Below are 14,958 nucleotides of genomic sequence, written 5' to 3'. Positions count from 1 at the left end.
CAGAGCCGTTTACGGCGACGGCCCGAAGGGCGAGCGAAGCGAGTCATCCTGCACGCCCCACCAATGCAAAAAAGCGCCCTAAAGGCGCTTTTTTGCTATCTGCGGTATAACATCACTCTTCCGTCAACGTTGCTATCAACGACTTAATCGCCGGCGTCGCCTGCTTCTCGTCATACACCACATACAAATCTGCCGGTATACGTACCTGTAATGGACGAAATACCACACCGGGCCACTGCATTTGCGCATAGCTGTCAGCAGCTAACGTAATCCCCATTCCCATACTGATCATTGCCAGCACCGTCTGCGGTTCATCGGCTTCACGCACTATCATCGGTGAAAAACCGGCCTGCTGACACACTCGCTGTAAGAACGACCAGTCAGAATGCGCAGACGGCATAGTTACAAAGTACTCATTCTGTAGTTCGGTGAGCGCAATTGCGCTTTCCCCCACCAGCCGGTGATCCTCCGGCAGCGCAACCAGAAACGCCGCATCCCGTAAGCGGATACTGGTAAATCCTGCGGTGGGCTCGGTTGCCATTCGCCAGATCCCGACATCCAGCTCCCGACGCTCCAGCAGCGCCATTTGCATTACCGGCGACTTTTCGCGAAAGACGACATCAACGTTCGGATGCTCTTTCAAAAATGTGCGCATGACCGTGCGCACTTCGCTCCACATGGCGGTACCGACAATGCCCAGCGCAATCCGCCCCGCCTCACCCCGTCCAATTTGTTCGACCCGCGCCAGTGCCTGGTTTGCGCTGGCAAGCAGTCGACGGGACTCTTCCATCAATACTTTACCCGCATGGGTCAAGGCGACGCTTCGTGAGTGGCGAATAAACAGTAAGGTACCGAGCTGACTCTCCAGCTCTTTTATATGCAGGCTCAACGGCGGCTGCGACATATTGAGACGGGCCGCAGCCCGTCCAAAATGAAGTTCCTCAGCGACGGCCAGAAAATAGCGCAGTAGCTTGAGGTCGGTTCGGTAGACGCGTTCCATCAACACATATCCTGGCGATAACACTTATGCTCCCACCTTAAAGCCTTTCACCGCCAGCCGGGAAAACTTTAATGCGCAACTATGCGCAACTCGCTGTTTTTACTGGTGTGGCGATAGTTAAAGCTGAAATAAAACACCACGGCGAGCACCAACGCATACGCCGCAAATACCAGCCAGATGGTCTGCCAGTCTTTCACCCCATCCACGGAGAAATAATCTACCGCCGCGCCGCTCAATACCGATCCGAAATAAGCACCGATACCGTTAACGGTCGTCATAAACAGCCCTTGCGCGCTGGCGCGGATATCAGCACTTACCTCCTGTTCGACAAACACCGAACCGGAGATGTTGAAGAAGTCGAACGCGCAACCGTAGACCAGCATTGACAGCATCAACAGCCCGACGCCTGTCGCGGAAGGATCGCCATACGCAAAGAGTCCAAAACGCAGCATCCAGGCCACCATGCTCATCAGCATCACGGTTTTTATGCCAAAACGTCGGAGGAAGAAAGGAATGGTCAGGATGAACAGCACCTCTGACATCTGCGAGACGGAGAGCAAAATAGAAGGATATTTAACGATAAAGCTTTCCGCATACGCCGGATTACGCGCAAAATCATGCAGAAAGGGGCTACCGAAAGTATTGGTGATTTGCAGCACGGCGCCCAGCAGCATCGCAAACAAAAAGAACACCGCCATTCGGGGCTGTTTAAACAGGACGAACGCATTCAGGCCAAGTTTGCTTGCCAGTGTCGATGAGGTTTTATTCTTCGCCACCGGAATGGCCGGTAACGTCAGTGAATAGAGCGCCAGCACCAGCGACGCGGCAGCAGCAATGTAGAGTTGAATGTTGGTTAACTCTGCATCCATCAGGCTTATGGCCCACATCGCCACAATGAAGCCTACCGTGCCATAGACCCGCACCGTTGGAAAATGCGTCACCGTGTCCAGCCCTGCCTGCTCAAGACAGGAGTAGGAAAGGGTATTCGATAGCGCAATGGTCGGCATAAAGGCCATGGCATTAACCAGCATGACCCAGAACATCAGCCCCGGTTCATTGACCTGCGCGGCATAGCAAAGCGCAACGGCACAGACGAGATGGCAAATCACGTATGCACGATCTGCCCGCAGCCACTTATCGGCAATAATGCCCACCAGCGAGGGCATCACGATCGCGGCAAGCCCCTTCGAGCTGTAGACCATACCCACGTCAGAGCCGGAAAAACCCAGGGTGTTAATCATGTAAGCGCCGAGAGTAACGAGCCAGCTTCCCCAGATAAAATATTGCATAAAGGACATCATCTTTAAGCGCGTCGTGATGTTCATACCCGATTCCTTATAGCAGAGTGGCCCTCACGGGCCACGGTGTTGTTTCGCTCAGGCAAGCTGGCGCAGAAAACCGCAGATAAGATCGATGAAGTTCTGGCGAGAGAGTTCGGCGGCGGCAAGCGTTTGTTCATGCGACAGTTTTACATCGCTCAGACCTTCAGCAAGGTTGGTTATGGCCGAAACGGCGACCACCTTCAGGCCACAGTGGCGCGCCGAGATCACTTCCGGCACCACTGACATTCCCACCACATCTCCGCCGATGATCTGCATCATGCGGATCTCAGCCGCAGTTTCGAAGTTAGGGCCTGGATAAGAGACAAACACCCCCTCATGCAATGGAAAGCCCTTCTCGCTCGCCACGGTCTGCAGCAGGGCACGGCAATCTGCGTCATAAGCATTGGCCAGCGAGAAAAAACGGTCGCCAAAACGGTCATCGTTCAGCCCGACCATCGGAGTACCCGGCAGGGTGTTGATGTGGTCGCAGAGGGCAACCAGGCTTCCCGGTTCAACCTCCGGACGTAACGAACCGGCGGCATTGGTACTGAACAGCAGTTCGCAGCCCAGCAGTTTGAAGGTGCGGATTGCATCGGTCATGACGGCGATGCCGCGGCCCTCATAGAAGTGACCGCGCCCTTTCATACAGGCGACCGGAACACCGGCAAGATGCCCCAACACCAGCTCACCGGCGTGACCGTGAACGGTGCTCACCGGGAAGCCCGGCAGTTTTTCATAGCTCAGTACCACAGCGTCAACAATCTGCTCGGCGAGCGCGCCAAGACCTGAGCCGAGAATAAACGCAACCCGCGGAGTGAAATCAGGTTTAGCGGCACGAATGATGTCTGCAGAGAACCAGGGATTATTCGAGAGGGTCATAAAAGCTCCTTGAGAATTAAGATCGCGATATCACCGATCGCATGACCTTAGTCTTATATCTGGAGCCTGCGGGTTACCTCCAATACACTTTCTCTGCACCATCAATACTGATTTGGTATCAATACCTTTCCCTGCCAGATATGGCAGTTTTGCTCAAGCTAATTGCGTTGGCGCCGATACCTCTGTTTTACAGCGAGAGGAAAAAGTATGACGACCATTCAGGCTACAACCCAGCCCATTCAAACCAGCGGTGGCGGGAGTCGTTCTTCCGGCGGCAACGATATCGCTGCCCAGATCAGCCGCATCACTGACAAGATAACCAAGCTGACTCAACAGTTAAAAGAGGTTGCGAACGGTTCCGGCAGTGCGGAAGAGAAGAAGAAACAGCAGGAGCTTATCCAGGTGCAAATCAAAGTGCTGCAGGCACAGCTCGCACAGCTGCAGCGCCAGCAGGCGGAAGAAGCCCAGAAGAAACAAGAGCAAAGTCTGGTCAACGTGGAAGGTCCGAAGAACACATCAGACAATCATCAAATAGACATCTACGTCTAACGCTCTGTTGAGTTAAACAGTGGATCGCGTATACGGGCCTCGGTTAATCGTTGCGCCTGGATACGCACCACTTCCCAGATAGCCTGCGCAGCCCCGGAGAGCGAACGGTTTTTTCGCCGTACCAGCATCAGTTTTCGCTCAATAGCAGGCGTCAGTCGCTTCACGACCAGACGGCTTCCCTGCGGCAAAGGGAGCGCCAGGGCGGGTAATACACTGATCCCTATGCCGGCCTCCACCATGGGAAACAGCGTTGCCGGGTGTCCAATCTCCTGCACAATGGTCGCCTTAACGCCCTGCGTCACCAGCGCAGAATCAATCAGCGGACGGCTGCCCGAGGCATAATCCTGTAATACCAGGTTCGCTCCCTGCAGCGCCTGCCAGTGAACAGACGGCTGCGCGGCTAGCGGATCGTCGTCCCGGCAAAGCAACAGAAACGGCTCAGAAAGCACAATTTCACATTCCAGGTCACTCACCTGACCGGGATCGATAACAATACCAAAATCCACATCACCCTGACGGATGCTCTCCAGCACCCACTGCTGCGGCCTGTCATGCAAAACAAAATCGATATCCGGATAGCGATGATTACCCTCTGCAATACACTGCGGGATAAGGTGCGCGGATATCGTCTGGCTGGCCGCAACCCGCACGGTACCCGACAGCTGCTGTCCCAGTCGACCTACATCTCTGAGCGTACTGTTGAGTTCGTCCAGCAGCCGTTCAAGGCGCTGAGCCAGCTGCTGTCCGGCTTCCGTGAGCACGACTTCACGCGTGGTGCGATCAAGCAGCCGGACACCCGTCTGGCTCTCCAGCTCTTTCACGCTGTGGCTTACCGCGGACTGGCTCAGGCCGATGATCTCCCCTGCCCGGCTGAAGCTGCGGGCATGGGCTACGGTGACGAAGATGCGAAGCTGGCGTAAGGAATAATTCATCTGTTTAATTCATGAATGGATGCAATAAATCAATTTTATTTCTCAAACAGAAAAAAGCACAATAGCGATATCTGTTTTCAGGAGTCATTATGAAACTATTTCGTATTCTTGATCCGTTTACGCTTACTCTGGTTGTCACGGTATTACTGGCCTCCTTCTTCCCCGCACGGGGCGGGTTCGTTCCTTTTTTTGAAGGACTGACGACCGCGGCCATCGCGCTGTTGTTCTTTATGCACGGCGCAAAGCTCTCGCGCGAAGCCATTATTGCGGGGGGGAGCCACTGGCGACTGCACCTGTGGGTGATGTGCAGCACGTTCATCCTCTTCCCTGTACTCGGCGTGCTGTTCGCATGGTGGGCGCCGGTGAATGTCGACCCGGCCCTTTATACCGGCTTCCTGTATCTGTGCATTTTGCCGGCCACCGTGCAGTCCGCTATCGCGTTTACCTCTCTGGCGGGCGGTAACGTCGCAGCCGCAGTCTGTTCAGCGTCGGCATCCAGCCTGTTAGGGATTTTCGTTTCGCCGCTGCTGGTGGGTCTGCTGATGAACATGCACGGTGCGGAAGGTAACCTGGAACAGGTAGGTAAAATCTGTCTGCAGCTGCTGCTGCCGTTTGTGCTGGGCCATCTCTCTCGCCCATGGACGGGCGCGTTTGTTGCAAAGCACAAAAAATGGATCTCAAAAACCGACCAGTCGTCGATTCTGCTGGTAGTCTATTCAGCCTTCAGTGAAGCGGTTGTGAATGGCATCTGGCATAAGGTGGGCGCAGGCTCGCTGCTGTTTATCGTGGTGGTCAGCCTTGTTCTGCTGGCGATTGTGATTGGCGTAAACGTCTTTGTGGCCCGCAAGTGCGGCTTCAACAAAGCCGATGAAATTACCATTGTCTTCTGTGGCTCGAAGAAGAGCCTGGCGAACGGCATTCCTATGGCAAACATTCTCTTCCCGACCTCAATGATAGGGATGATGGTACTGCCACTGATGATTTTCCATCAGATCCAGCTGATGGTCTGCGCGGTGCTGGCGCGTCGTTACAAACGCCAGACGGAAAAACAGGCGCAGGAAGAGACCCGCGCCGCGAAAGCTTAAGGACGTTTCAGGGGCTGAACCAACTGCGTCAGCCCCTCGGTTTTAATCAGTAACGTGATAGCCATCAGCTCACCCAGTCGTCCAGCCGGGAACCCATCTTTGCGGGCAAACCACAGCAAATAATCTTCCGGTAAATCAATCAGCCTGCGGCCTTTATATTTACCGAATGGCATCTCCGTGTTGGCGATCTCAACGAGCTGCTCTTTCTCCACGTTACTCTCCTAACAGGCGCATCATTTCTGCTTCGTCGATAACCTCAATGCCCAGCTCCTGAGCTTTTGCAAGCTTCGAACCGGCGGCTTCCCCGGCAATAACCAGGTCGGTTTTCTTCGACACGCTGCCTGCCACTTTTGCCCCCAGCGCAACCAGTCGTGCTTTAGCATCATCACGTGAAAGCTGGCTCAGGCTGCCGGTCAGCACGACCGTTTTGCCGGCAAACGGGCTGTCGATCTCGTCAGCGTTGACCACGACCGGAGCCGGCCATCTGATGCCCTCTTCCAGCAGCTTGCCGATCACTTCGCGGTTGCTCTCTTCGGCAAAGAAGTTAAAGACATGCGTCGCGACGACAATCCCCACGTCCGGGACTCTCTGCAGCTCGTCAATACTCGCCTTCTCCAGGGCTTCCAGCGTACCGAAATACGCTGCCAGCCCCGCCGCCGTGGCTTCACCCACTTCGCGAATACCGAGCGCATAAAGGAATCGGGCAAAGGTCGTCTCTTTGGCAGCATCCAGGGCATTAACCACATTCTGGGCCGACTTCGGTCCCATGCGATCAAGACCCGTGAGTTTACCCGCGGTCAGTTTGAAGAGATCTGCAGGCGTATGAACATATTCTTTCTCTACCAGCTGATCGATAATTTTGTCACCCATTCCGTCGACGTCCATCGCCCGACGGGAAACGAAGTGCTTCAGTGACTCTTTACGTTGTGCCCCGCAGATTAAGCCACCCGTACAGCGAGCCACCGCTTCACCTTCAACGCGCTCAACGTCAGATCCGCATACCGGGCAATGCGTCGGGAACACGATGGCGCGCGTATCGTCAGGACGCTCTGACTCAACCACGTTCACCACCTGCGGGATAACATCGCCCGCGCGACGAATCACCACTTTGTCACCAATGCGCAGGCCGAGACGTTCAATTTCATCGGCGTTATGCAGCGTGGCGTTACTCACCAGCACGCCGGCAACCTGCACCGGCTCCAGACGGGCAACCGGGGTAATCGCGCCCGTACGGCCCACCTGGAACTCCACGTCACGGACAACGGTCATCTGCTCCTGCGCCGGGAATTTAAACGCCACTGCCCAGCGTGGCGCGCGCGCCACAAAGCCTAACTGCTCCTGCAGCGCAAGTGAGTTAACCTTGATAACCACGCCATCAATATCAAAACCAAGCGTCGGGCGGTCTTCTTCCACTTTGTGGTAGAACGCCAGCACGGCTTCCGGGGAGTCGCACAGCTGAACACGGTTACTCACCGGCAGGCCCCACGCTTTAAACTGCAATAAACGTCCGAGATGGGTATCCGGCAGTTCACCGCCTTCCAGAATCCCGACGCCATAGCAGAAGAAAGTAAGCGGTCGCTTCGCGGTGATACGGGGATCAAGCTGGCGCAGGGAGCCTGCCGCCGCATTACGCGGGTTAGCAAACACTTTCCCGCCGGTACGGCGCGCCTCTTCGTTGATTTTCTCAAAGCCCGCCTGCGGGAGGAATACTTCACCGCGCACTTCCAGACGGGCTGGAATATTATCCCCTTGCAGCTTCAGCGGGATCGCACGGATGGTGCGTACGTTGGTGGTAATGTCTTCACCCGTCGTACCATCACCCCGCGTCGCGGCACGCACCAGCACACCGTTTTCATAGAGAAGGCTGACCGCCAGACCATCCAGCTTCAACTCGCAGCACCAGGTCAGGGAGTCGCTGCTTTTGAGGCGATCCTGCACGCGCTTGTTAAACGCGAGGAAGCTCTCTTCATCAAAGACGTTATCCAGAGACAACATTGGGACTTCATGACGTACCTGACTGAAAGCACCCAGCGGCTCCGCACCCACGCGCTGCGTGGGTGAGTCGGGCGTAATCAATTCCGGGTGCTGCGCCTCTAGCTCGCGCAACTCGCGCATCAGACGGTCATACTCCGCATCCGGCACTTCCGGCGCGTCCATAACATGATAGAGGTATTCATGATGGCGAAGCGTGGTTCGCAGTTCAGTGAGTTGTTGTTCGATTGAGTCCATATCACACCATCAATGAGAAAAAACCCCCGACATGCGGGGGTTGAGGAGGAGTCGATGTAAACGCGATGATTACGCGTTGGCTTCCTTAACTTCGCGGATGCGGTCCTGATACTCGCGCAGTTTCTGCGGCGTCATCATACGACGCTGATCGTCGAGCACCACACCACCGACTTCGTCAGCAATGTGCTGCGCGGACTGCAGCATCAGCTTAAAGTTTTGCAGTTCATCACCGTAGGACGGCACCTGCATGAAGATAGTGACACCCGGCGTCACGAAATCACCGGTCATTTCCGGGTCAAAGGTACCAGGGTTGACCATATTGGCCAGGCTAAACAGCGCCGGACCGCTGCCGTCAGGACTCAGGTGACGATGGAAAATATTCATGTCGCCAAACTTGAAACCTGCCTGTTGAATGCTGTTAAGCAGGACATCGCCATTCAGGTGGGTGCCATGATGCGCAGCCACGTTCATGATGATGACCGCTTCTTTACGCTGCGGTTTTTCAACAACCGGTTCTGGCTCAACCACGGGCTCTGGTTCAACGAGCGGGGCCGGCGCAGGCTGAGGTGCAGGCTGCACGTGAACAGGCTGCTGCGGTTGGTGTACCGGCTGTGCAGGCTGTTGTGGCGCGGGTTGCTGCACAGGCTGTTGCTGAACCGGCTGTGGCGCAGCAGGCTGCTGATGGACAGGCTGTTGCGGCGGCTGACGCACCGGCTCTTCTCCAGGCTGCGGCGCCTGCTGGCGCGGCTGTGCAGAAGCATACGGCGGTTGATACTGGTGCTGCGGAGGCTGACGAGGGGCTTCATGCTCCCCATGAGCCGCGCCGGGCGCAGTATTGACCCGATGAACACGAACTTCACCCACGCCGTCGTCGTCGCTTCCGTCGATGTCATTTTCACTGTCATCGTCATCACGACTGGACTTCATGCGCTTCAGTGGGCGATCGCGAAACATAGAGGAACGCTCTTTACGGCTGGTCCAGAAACCATGTACCAGTAAAGCGATTATGGCGATCGCGCCAACAATGATTAATATCAGACGCAAATCCTGCATCATTATATTCTCTGTTGTTCTAACACCTTGCCACCACGGCAAACATTTACTCACTAAGAGTATTTGCCGTTTACGTCAAGTGCAAGTGTGTGCAGAGCATTCACAGCATAAAGATGAACTAAATCGTGCTTTTTGCTGTTTTTTCGAACATTTCCGAACTGGTCATTGGTCCGTAAGTGGATAATATAGGCGGGCAATTCCACTGGTTGTGAAAAAAGGAGTACAGCCTGGTTATGGTTTCAACATCATCTTCTCCCCCGCGCAGCGGCGTCTGGTATTTTTCTCAGGGCTGGAAACTGGTCTCACTGCCGGGGATTCGTCGCTACGTCATTCTGCCGTTGCTGATTAACATTATCCTGATGGGCGGCGCGTTCTGGTGGCTGTTCACCAGACTGGAGAGCTGGATCCCTTCGCTGATGAGCCATGTGCCGGACTGGCTGCAGTGGCTGAACTACCTGCTCTGGCCGGTAGCGGTTATCTCCGTGCTGCTGGTGTTCGGCTACTTCTTCTCGACGATTGCAAACTGGATTGCTGCGCCGTTTAACGGCCTGCTGGCAGAACAGCTGGAAGCACGTCTTACCGGTGCAACGCCGCCGGATACGGGCATGCTGGGGATCATGAAAGATATCCCACGCATCATGAAGCGCGAATGGCAGAAGTTTGCCTGGTATCTTCCCCGCGCCATTGTGCTGCTTATCCTTTATTTTGTCCCTGGCGTCGGTCAGACGGTGGCCCCGGTGCTGTGGTTCCTGTTCAGCGCCTGGATGCTGGCAATCCAGTACTGCGATTATCCGTTCGATAACCACAAGGTGCCGTTCAAAACGATGCGCAGCGCCCTGCGCACGCAAAAAGTCGCGAATATGCAATTCGGGGCGCTGACCAGCCTGTTCACCATGATCCCGGTGCTCAACCTGTTCATCATGCCGGTCGCCGTTTGCGGCGCAACGGCGATGTGGGTTGACTGCTACCGTGCTAAGCACGCGTTATGGAAGTAATGCAAAAATGTGTAAAAAGGGGGTGGCTTATGCCGCCCCTTATTCCATACTGATCCCCATTATTTCCTTGCAGTATATAGATATGCGAATTCCTTACTTCCCCCTACCTGTTCAACAGGTATGCTGGGACGGTATCCCAATTTCATACAGTTAAGGACAGGCCATGAGTAAGATTTATGAAGACAACTCGCTGACTATCGGTCATACGCCCCTGGTTCGACTGAACCGTATCGGTAATGGACGCATTCTGGCGAAGGTCGAATCACGTAACCCGAGCTTCAGCGTGAAGTGCCGTATCGGTGCAAATATGATTTGGGATGCTGAAAAACGTGGCGTGCTGAAGCCAGGCGTTGAGCTGGTTGAACCGACCAGCGGTAACACCGGTATCGCACTGGCCTATGTTGCGGCGGCGCGCGGTTATAAACTGACGCTGACCATGCCTGAAACCATGAGCATCGAACGTCGCAAACTGCTGAAAGCGCTGGGTGCGAACCTGGTGCTGACCGAAGGTGCCAAAGGCATGAAGGGTGCGATTCAGAAAGCAGAAGAGATTGTTGCCAGCGATCCGGCGAAATATCTGCTGCTGCAGCAGTTCAGCAACCCGGCGAACCCGGAAATTCACGAAAAGACCACCGGCCCGGAAATTTGGGAAGATACCGACGGTCAGGTTGATGTATTTATCTCCGGTGTAGGCACCGGCGGAACCCTGACTGGCGTGTCGCGCTATATAAAAGGCACAAAAGGTAAAAAAGACCTGATTACCGTTGCCGTGGAACCAACCGACTCGCCGGTGATCACCCAGGCGCTGTCGGGCGAAGAGATCAAACCCGGCCCACATAAAATTCAGGGGATCGGTGCCGGCTTCATTCCGGGCAACCTGGATCTGAAGCTTATTGATAAAGTGGTGACCATCACCAACGAAGAAGCTATCTCTACCGCACGTCGCCTGATGGACGAGGAAGGTATTCTGGCGGGCATCTCTTCCGGTGCTGCTGTTGCGGCAGCGCTCAAACTTCAGGAAGATGAGGCCTTTACCAATAAGAATATTGTGGTTATCCTGCCTTCATCGGGTGAGCGTTACTTGAGCACCGCACTGTTTGCCGATCTGTTCACTGAAAAAGAACTGCAACAGTAATGCCAGCATGTTAATAACGCGTAAAAAAGCACCTTTTTGGGTGCTTTTTTGTGGCCTGCTTCAAAGTTTTACCCCTCCTGGCATTGATTCACCCCGTTGGGTCTGGTATTTAAACCAGCAATTATTTTGATGCGTGAAATTAATCAGTGAATGAAATAGCCTTGCTGAATCGATTTTATGATTTGGTTCAAGTCTTGCTTTCGCTGCATAATGTTTAATGACGATCGAAACGTCAGCGCTAACAATACAGGCTAAAGTTAAGTCGCCAGGCTAGACTTTAGTTCCACAACACTAAACCTATAAGTTGGGGAAATACAATGTTCCAGCAAGAAGTTACCATTACCGCTCCGAACGGTCTGCACACCCGCCCTGCTGCTCAGTTTGTTAAAGAAGCGAAAGGCTTCACTTCTGAAATCACTGTGACTTCCAACGGCAAAAGCGCCAGCGCAAAAAGCCTGTTCAAACTGCAGACTCTGGGTCTGACTCAGGGTACCGTTGTCACCATCTCTGCTGAAGGTGAAGACGAGCAGAAAGCAGTTGAGCATCTGGTAAAACTGATGGCTGAGCTCGAGTAAGTTTCCGGGTTCTTTTAAATATCAGTCACAAGTAAGGTAGGGTTATGATTTCAGGCATTTTAGCATCCCCGGGTATCGCTTTCGGCAAAGCACTGCTGCTGAAAGAAGACGAGATCGTCATCGACCGGAAAAAAATTTCTGCCGACAAGGTTGATCAGGAAGTTGAACGTTTTCTGAGCGGTCGTGCCAAGGCATCTGCGCAACTGGAAGCAATCAAGACTAAAGCTGGCGAAACTTTCGGTGAAGAAAAAGAAGCCATCTTCGAAGGGCACATCATGCTGCTCGAAGATGAGGAGCTGGAGCAGGAAATCATAGCCCTGATTAAAGATAAAAGCATGACGGCAGACGCTGCTGCGCATGAAGTTATCGAAGGTCAGGCAACTGCCCTGGAAGAACTGGATGATGAATACCTGAAAGAGCGTGCGGCTGACGTACGTGACATCGGTAAGCGCCTGCTGCGCAACATCCTGGGTCTGGCCATTATCGACCTGAGCGCTATTCAGGATGAAGTCATCCTGGTTGCCGCCGATCTGACCCCGTCTGAAACCGCACAGTTGAACCTGAAAAAGGTCCTCGGTTTCATCACTGACGCGGGCGGCCGTACCTCCCACACCTCTATCATGGCGCGTTCTCTGGAACTGCCTGCCATTGTGGGTACCGGTAGCGTCACCTCTCAGGTCAAAAACGACGATTATCTGATTCTGGATGCCGTAAACAACATGGTTTACGTCAACCCAACTAACGAAGAGATCGAAAAACTGCGCGCGGTTCAGGAGCAGGTTGCGACTGAAAAAGCGGAACTCGCTAAGCTGAAAGACCTGCCAGCCATCACTCTGGACGGTCATCAGGTTGAAGTGTGCGCAAACATCGGTACCGTACGTGACGTCGATGGCGCTGAGCGCAACGGCGCGGAAGGTGTGGGTCTCTATCGTACTGAATTCCTGTTCATGGACCGTGACGCGCTGCCAACTGAAGAAGAACAGTTTGCTGCGTACAAAGCTGTGGCTGAAGCGTGTGGCTCTCAGGCGGTTATCGTCCGTACCATGGATATCGGTGGCGACAAAGAGCTGCCGTACATGAACTTCCCGAAAGAAGAGAACCCGTTCCTGGGCTGGCGTGCGATTCGTATCGCGATGGATCGTAAAGAGATCCTGCGCGATCAGGTTCGCGCTATCCTGCGTGCGTCTGCTTTCGGTAAACTGCGCATCATGTTCCCGATGATCATCTCTGTTGAAGAAGTGCGTGCACTGAAGAAAGAGATCGAAATCTACAAACAGGAACTGCGCGACGAAGGTAAAGCATTTGACGAGTCAATTGAGATCGGCGTGATGGTGGAAACACCTGCGGCGGCGACCATTGCGCGTCATTTAGCCAAAGAAGTTGATTTCTTTAGTATCGGTACCAATGATTTAACGCAGTACACCCTGGCAGTTGACCGTGGTAATGATATGATTTCACATCTCTACCAGCCAATGTCACCGTCCGTACTGAACTTGATCAAGCAAGTTATTGATGCTTCTCATGCAGAAGGTAAATGGACTGGCATGTGTGGTGAGCTTGCAGGCGACGAACGTGCTACACTTCTGTTGCTGGGTATGGGTCTGGACGAATTCTCTATGAGCGCCATTTCCATCCCGCGCATTAAGAAGATTATCCGTAACACGAACTTCGAAGATGCGAAGGTGTTAGCAGAGCAGGCTCTTGCTCAACCGACAACGGACGAGTTAATGACGCTGGTTAACAAGTTCATTGAAGAAAAAACAATCTGCTAATCCACGAGATGCGGCCCAAATTACTGCTTAGGAGAAGATCATGGGTTTGTTCGATAAACTGAAATCTCTGGTTTCTGATGATAAGAAAGACTCCGGAACTATTGAGATTGTTGCTCCGCTCTCCGGCGAGATCGTCAACATCGAAGACGTGCCGGATGTAGTGTTTGCTGAGAAAATCGTTGGTGATGGCATTGCTATCAAACCAACTGGCAACAAAATGGTTGCTCCAGTTGACGGCACCATCGGTAAAATTTTTGAAACCAACCATGCGTTCTCTATCGAATCTGATAGCGGTATCGAACTGTTCGTTCACTTCGGTATCGACACCGTTGAACTGAAAGGCGAAGGCTTCAAACGTATCGCGGAAGAAGGCCAGCGTGTTAAAGTTGGCGACCCGGTCATTGAATTCGATCTGCCACTGCTGGAAGAAAAAGCCAAGTCTACCCTGACGCCGGTTGTTATCTCCAACATGGACGAAATCAAAGAACTGATCAAACTGTCTGGCAGCGTCACCGTGGGTGAAACCCCGGTTATCCGCATCAAGAAGTAATTCTTGCCGCACAGAAAAATGGCGCCTTCGGGCGCCATTTTTGTTTATGCGGGCAGTATAAGCTCGTCGTAGCCTTTCGACTGCGTATAAATCATCACATCTGTGACGCGGTCTCCTGCCATGCGAATCGCATCGGCAACGGTTTTGCCCTCAACGATCCCGCTCACCAGCTCTGAACAGAAGAGGTCGCCCGTGCCTTTCAGGTCCGTTTCAACACGCGGATGCGCACTGACGGTCACACCGTCTCGGGTAACCAGCACCACGTGAATATTCTCCGGATCGTCCGCCACCGGCGCGCTGGTGATGGCCACCCATTTCAGCGTGTCGGAAAGTAACCCCTGCGCTGCCGCTATGGCACTTTCAGGCGTACGACACGGTTTACCGCTTAACACTTCCAGCTCAAAGACGTTAGGCGTGATCCCCTGCGCCAGTGGCAGCAGGTACTCCCGATACGCCTCAGGGATATCAGGTTTTACATACATCCCACTGTCAATATCGCCAATAACGGGGTCAACCAACACCAGCAGGTCAGGATGCTGCGCTTTGATCGTGGTGAGCCACTGCGCCAGGCATTTTATCTGGCTGGCACTGCCCATGTAGCCCGTGGTAACGGCTTTAAGCTCGCGCAGGATCTCGCGCTCTTCCAGCGCCTTAAGATACCCGCTGAACCACTCATCGGGGATCACGCCACCGTAAAAGGTATCGTAGTGCGGCGTGTTGCTGAACAGCACGGTCGGCACGGCGGTGACGGTCAGCCGGTGGGTACGAATGTTCGGCACCGCAATGCTGTTCCCCACGCTGCCGTAAACCACCTGCGACTGTACCGCGACAATATCGGTTTGCTGCGCCCGGGTGTTATCCCGGAATAAAATCATCTCCATG

At 53.9% G+C, this 14,958-nt stretch carries 15 protein-coding genes; 7 read left to right on the top strand and 8 right to left on the bottom strand.

Going from position 1 to position 14,958, the window contains the following annotated elements; genetic code table 11:
• Window positions 1–112: 112 nt before the first annotated feature.
• From QLG09_RS13575 to xapA, 3 genes are all read right to left on the bottom strand, one after another.
• Window positions 113–1,000 (bottom strand): LysR family transcriptional regulator, encoded by an 888-nt coding sequence (locus tag QLG09_RS13575; protein ID WP_020883096.1) that lies wholly within the window; start codon window positions 998–1,000, stop codon window positions 113–115.
• A 68-nt stretch (window positions 1,001–1,068) separates the two neighbouring features.
• Window positions 1,069–2,325, bottom strand: a complete 1,257-nt coding sequence (locus QLG09_RS13570) for a nucleoside permease (RefSeq protein WP_049023283.1) — start codon at window positions 2,323–2,325, stop codon at window positions 1,069–1,071.
• A 51-nt stretch (window positions 2,326–2,376) separates the two neighbouring features.
• Window positions 2,377–3,201, bottom strand: coding sequence for a xanthosine phosphorylase (gene xapA, locus QLG09_RS13565; RefSeq protein ID WP_020883094.1), 825 nt, complete (start codon window positions 3,199–3,201; stop codon window positions 2,377–2,379).
• A 207-nt stretch (window positions 3,202–3,408) separates the two neighbouring features.
• On the opposite strand from xapA, the gene QLG09_RS13560 reads away from it, so the two are divergent.
• Complete coding sequence (locus QLG09_RS13560; RefSeq protein ID WP_049023282.1) at window positions 3,409–3,750, top strand: FlxA-like family protein; 342 nt, start codon at window positions 3,409–3,411, stop codon at window positions 3,748–3,750.
• Here the strand turns inward: QLG09_RS13560 and QLG09_RS13555 are convergent.
• The gene (locus QLG09_RS13555; protein ID WP_014171080.1) at window positions 3,747–4,682 is read right to left on the bottom strand and encodes a LysR family transcriptional regulator; all 936 of its coding nucleotides are present in this window, start codon (window positions 4,680–4,682) and stop codon (window positions 3,747–3,749) included. The two genes, QLG09_RS13560 and QLG09_RS13555, sit on opposite strands and share 4 nt — an antisense overlap.
• Window positions 4,683–4,771: 89 nt before the next feature.
• Between QLG09_RS13555 and QLG09_RS13550 the strand changes: the two genes are divergently transcribed.
• The gene (locus tag QLG09_RS13550) at window positions 4,772–5,767 is read left to right on the top strand and encodes a bile acid:sodium symporter family protein (RefSeq protein ID WP_014171081.1); all 996 of its coding nucleotides are present in this window, start codon (window positions 4,772–4,774) and stop codon (window positions 5,765–5,767) included.
• On the opposite strand, the gene QLG09_RS13545 is transcribed toward QLG09_RS13550, so the two are convergent.
• From QLG09_RS13545 to zipA, 3 genes are all read right to left on the bottom strand, one after another.
• A complete protein-coding gene (locus QLG09_RS13545) occupies window positions 5,764–5,979 on the bottom strand; it encodes a DUF3820 family protein (RefSeq protein WP_014171082.1) in 216 nt (71 codons plus the stop codon). The genes QLG09_RS13550 and QLG09_RS13545 overlap by 4 nt on opposite strands.
• A gap of 1 nt (window position 5,980) precedes the next feature.
• A complete protein-coding gene (gene ligA, locus QLG09_RS13540; RefSeq protein WP_049023281.1) occupies window positions 5,981–7,996 on the bottom strand; it encodes an NAD-dependent DNA ligase LigA in 2,016 nt (671 codons plus the stop codon).
• Between the two features lie 69 nt (window positions 7,997–8,065).
• Window positions 8,066–9,052 carry a cell division protein ZipA gene (zipA, locus tag QLG09_RS13535; RefSeq protein ID WP_020883089.1) on the bottom strand — a complete coding sequence of 329 codons (987 nt, stop codon included), beginning with the start codon at window positions 9,050–9,052 and terminating at the stop codon, window positions 8,066–8,068.
• 230 nt (window positions 9,053–9,282) lie between these two features.
• On the opposite strand from zipA, the gene cysZ reads away from it, so the two are divergent.
• From cysZ to crr, 5 genes are all read left to right on the top strand, one after another.
• Complete coding sequence (gene cysZ, locus QLG09_RS13530) at window positions 9,283–10,044, top strand: sulfate transporter CysZ (protein WP_014171085.1); 762 nt, start codon at window positions 9,283–9,285, stop codon at window positions 10,042–10,044.
• Between the two features lie 163 nt (window positions 10,045–10,207).
• Complete coding sequence (gene cysK / locus QLG09_RS13525; RefSeq protein WP_049023280.1) at window positions 10,208–11,179, top strand: cysteine synthase A; 972 nt, start codon at window positions 10,208–10,210, stop codon at window positions 11,177–11,179.
• 317 nt (window positions 11,180–11,496) lie between these two features.
• Entirely contained in the window at window positions 11,497–11,754 is a 258-nt protein-coding gene (ptsH, locus tag QLG09_RS13520; RefSeq protein ID WP_000487600.1) for a phosphocarrier protein Hpr, read from the top strand.
• A gap of 44 nt (window positions 11,755–11,798) precedes the next feature.
• Window positions 11,799–13,526, top strand: a complete 1,728-nt coding sequence (gene ptsI / locus QLG09_RS13515) for a phosphoenolpyruvate-protein phosphotransferase PtsI (protein WP_049023279.1) — start codon at window positions 11,799–11,801, stop codon at window positions 13,524–13,526.
• A 40-nt stretch (window positions 13,527–13,566) separates the two neighbouring features.
• Entirely contained in the window at window positions 13,567–14,076 is a 510-nt protein-coding gene (gene crr, locus QLG09_RS13510) for a PTS glucose transporter subunit IIA (protein WP_003861316.1), read from the top strand.
• A gap of 44 nt (window positions 14,077–14,120) precedes the next feature.
• Here crr and pdxK read toward each other — a convergent pair whose 3' ends face one another.
• Window positions 14,121–14,957: a pyridoxine/pyridoxal/pyridoxamine kinase gene (gene pdxK / locus QLG09_RS13505; protein WP_025203495.1), complete on the bottom strand. Its 837-nt coding sequence runs from the start codon at window positions 14,955–14,957 to the stop codon at window positions 14,121–14,123.
• Window position 14,958 lies beyond the last annotated feature (1 nt).

The sequence above is a fragment of the Enterobacter sp. V89_11 genome (assembly GCF_029967775.1).
GTDB lineage: Bacteria > Pseudomonadota > Gammaproteobacteria > Enterobacterales > Enterobacteriaceae > Enterobacter > Enterobacter ludwigii.
Note: the sequence above shows the minus strand (reverse complement) of the source record. Positions and strands in the feature narration are given on the sequence as shown.

Coding starts and splice junctions, on each gene's coding strand:
- QLG09_RS13555 (WP_014171080.1), bottom strand. CDS start 4,682: ATGAATTATTCCTTACGCCAGCTTCGCATCTTCGTCACCGTAGCCCAT.
- crr (WP_003861316.1), top strand. CDS start 13,567: ATGGGTTTGTTCGATAAACTGAAATCTCTGGTTTCTGATGATAAGAAA.
- xapA (WP_020883094.1), bottom strand. CDS start 3,201: ATGACCCTCTCGAATAATCCCTGGTTCTCTGCAGACATCATTCGTGCC.
- QLG09_RS13550 (WP_014171081.1), top strand. CDS start 4,772: ATGAAACTATTTCGTATTCTTGATCCGTTTACGCTTACTCTGGTTGTC.
- zipA (WP_020883089.1), bottom strand. CDS start 9,052: ATGATGCAGGATTTGCGTCTGATATTAATCATTGTTGGCGCGATCGCC.
- cysZ (WP_014171085.1), top strand. CDS start 9,283: ATGGTTTCAACATCATCTTCTCCCCCGCGCAGCGGCGTCTGGTATTTT.
- ptsH (WP_000487600.1), top strand. CDS start 11,497: ATGTTCCAGCAAGAAGTTACCATTACCGCTCCGAACGGTCTGCACACC.
- pdxK (WP_025203495.1), bottom strand. CDS start 14,957: ATGGAGATGATTTTATTCCGGGATAACACCCGGGCGCAGCAAACCGAT.
- ligA (WP_049023281.1), bottom strand. CDS start 7,996: ATGGACTCAATCGAACAACAACTCACTGAACTGCGAACCACGCTTCGC.
- QLG09_RS13560 (WP_049023282.1), top strand. CDS start 3,409: ATGACGACCATTCAGGCTACAACCCAGCCCATTCAAACCAGCGGTGGC.
- cysK (WP_049023280.1), top strand. CDS start 10,208: ATGAGTAAGATTTATGAAGACAACTCGCTGACTATCGGTCATACGCCC.
- ptsI (WP_049023279.1), top strand. CDS start 11,799: ATGATTTCAGGCATTTTAGCATCCCCGGGTATCGCTTTCGGCAAAGCA.
- QLG09_RS13570 (WP_049023283.1), bottom strand. CDS start 2,325: ATGAACATCACGACGCGCTTAAAGATGATGTCCTTTATGCAATATTTT.
- QLG09_RS13575 (WP_020883096.1), bottom strand. CDS start 1,000: ATGGAACGCGTCTACCGAACCGACCTCAAGCTACTGCGCTATTTTCTG.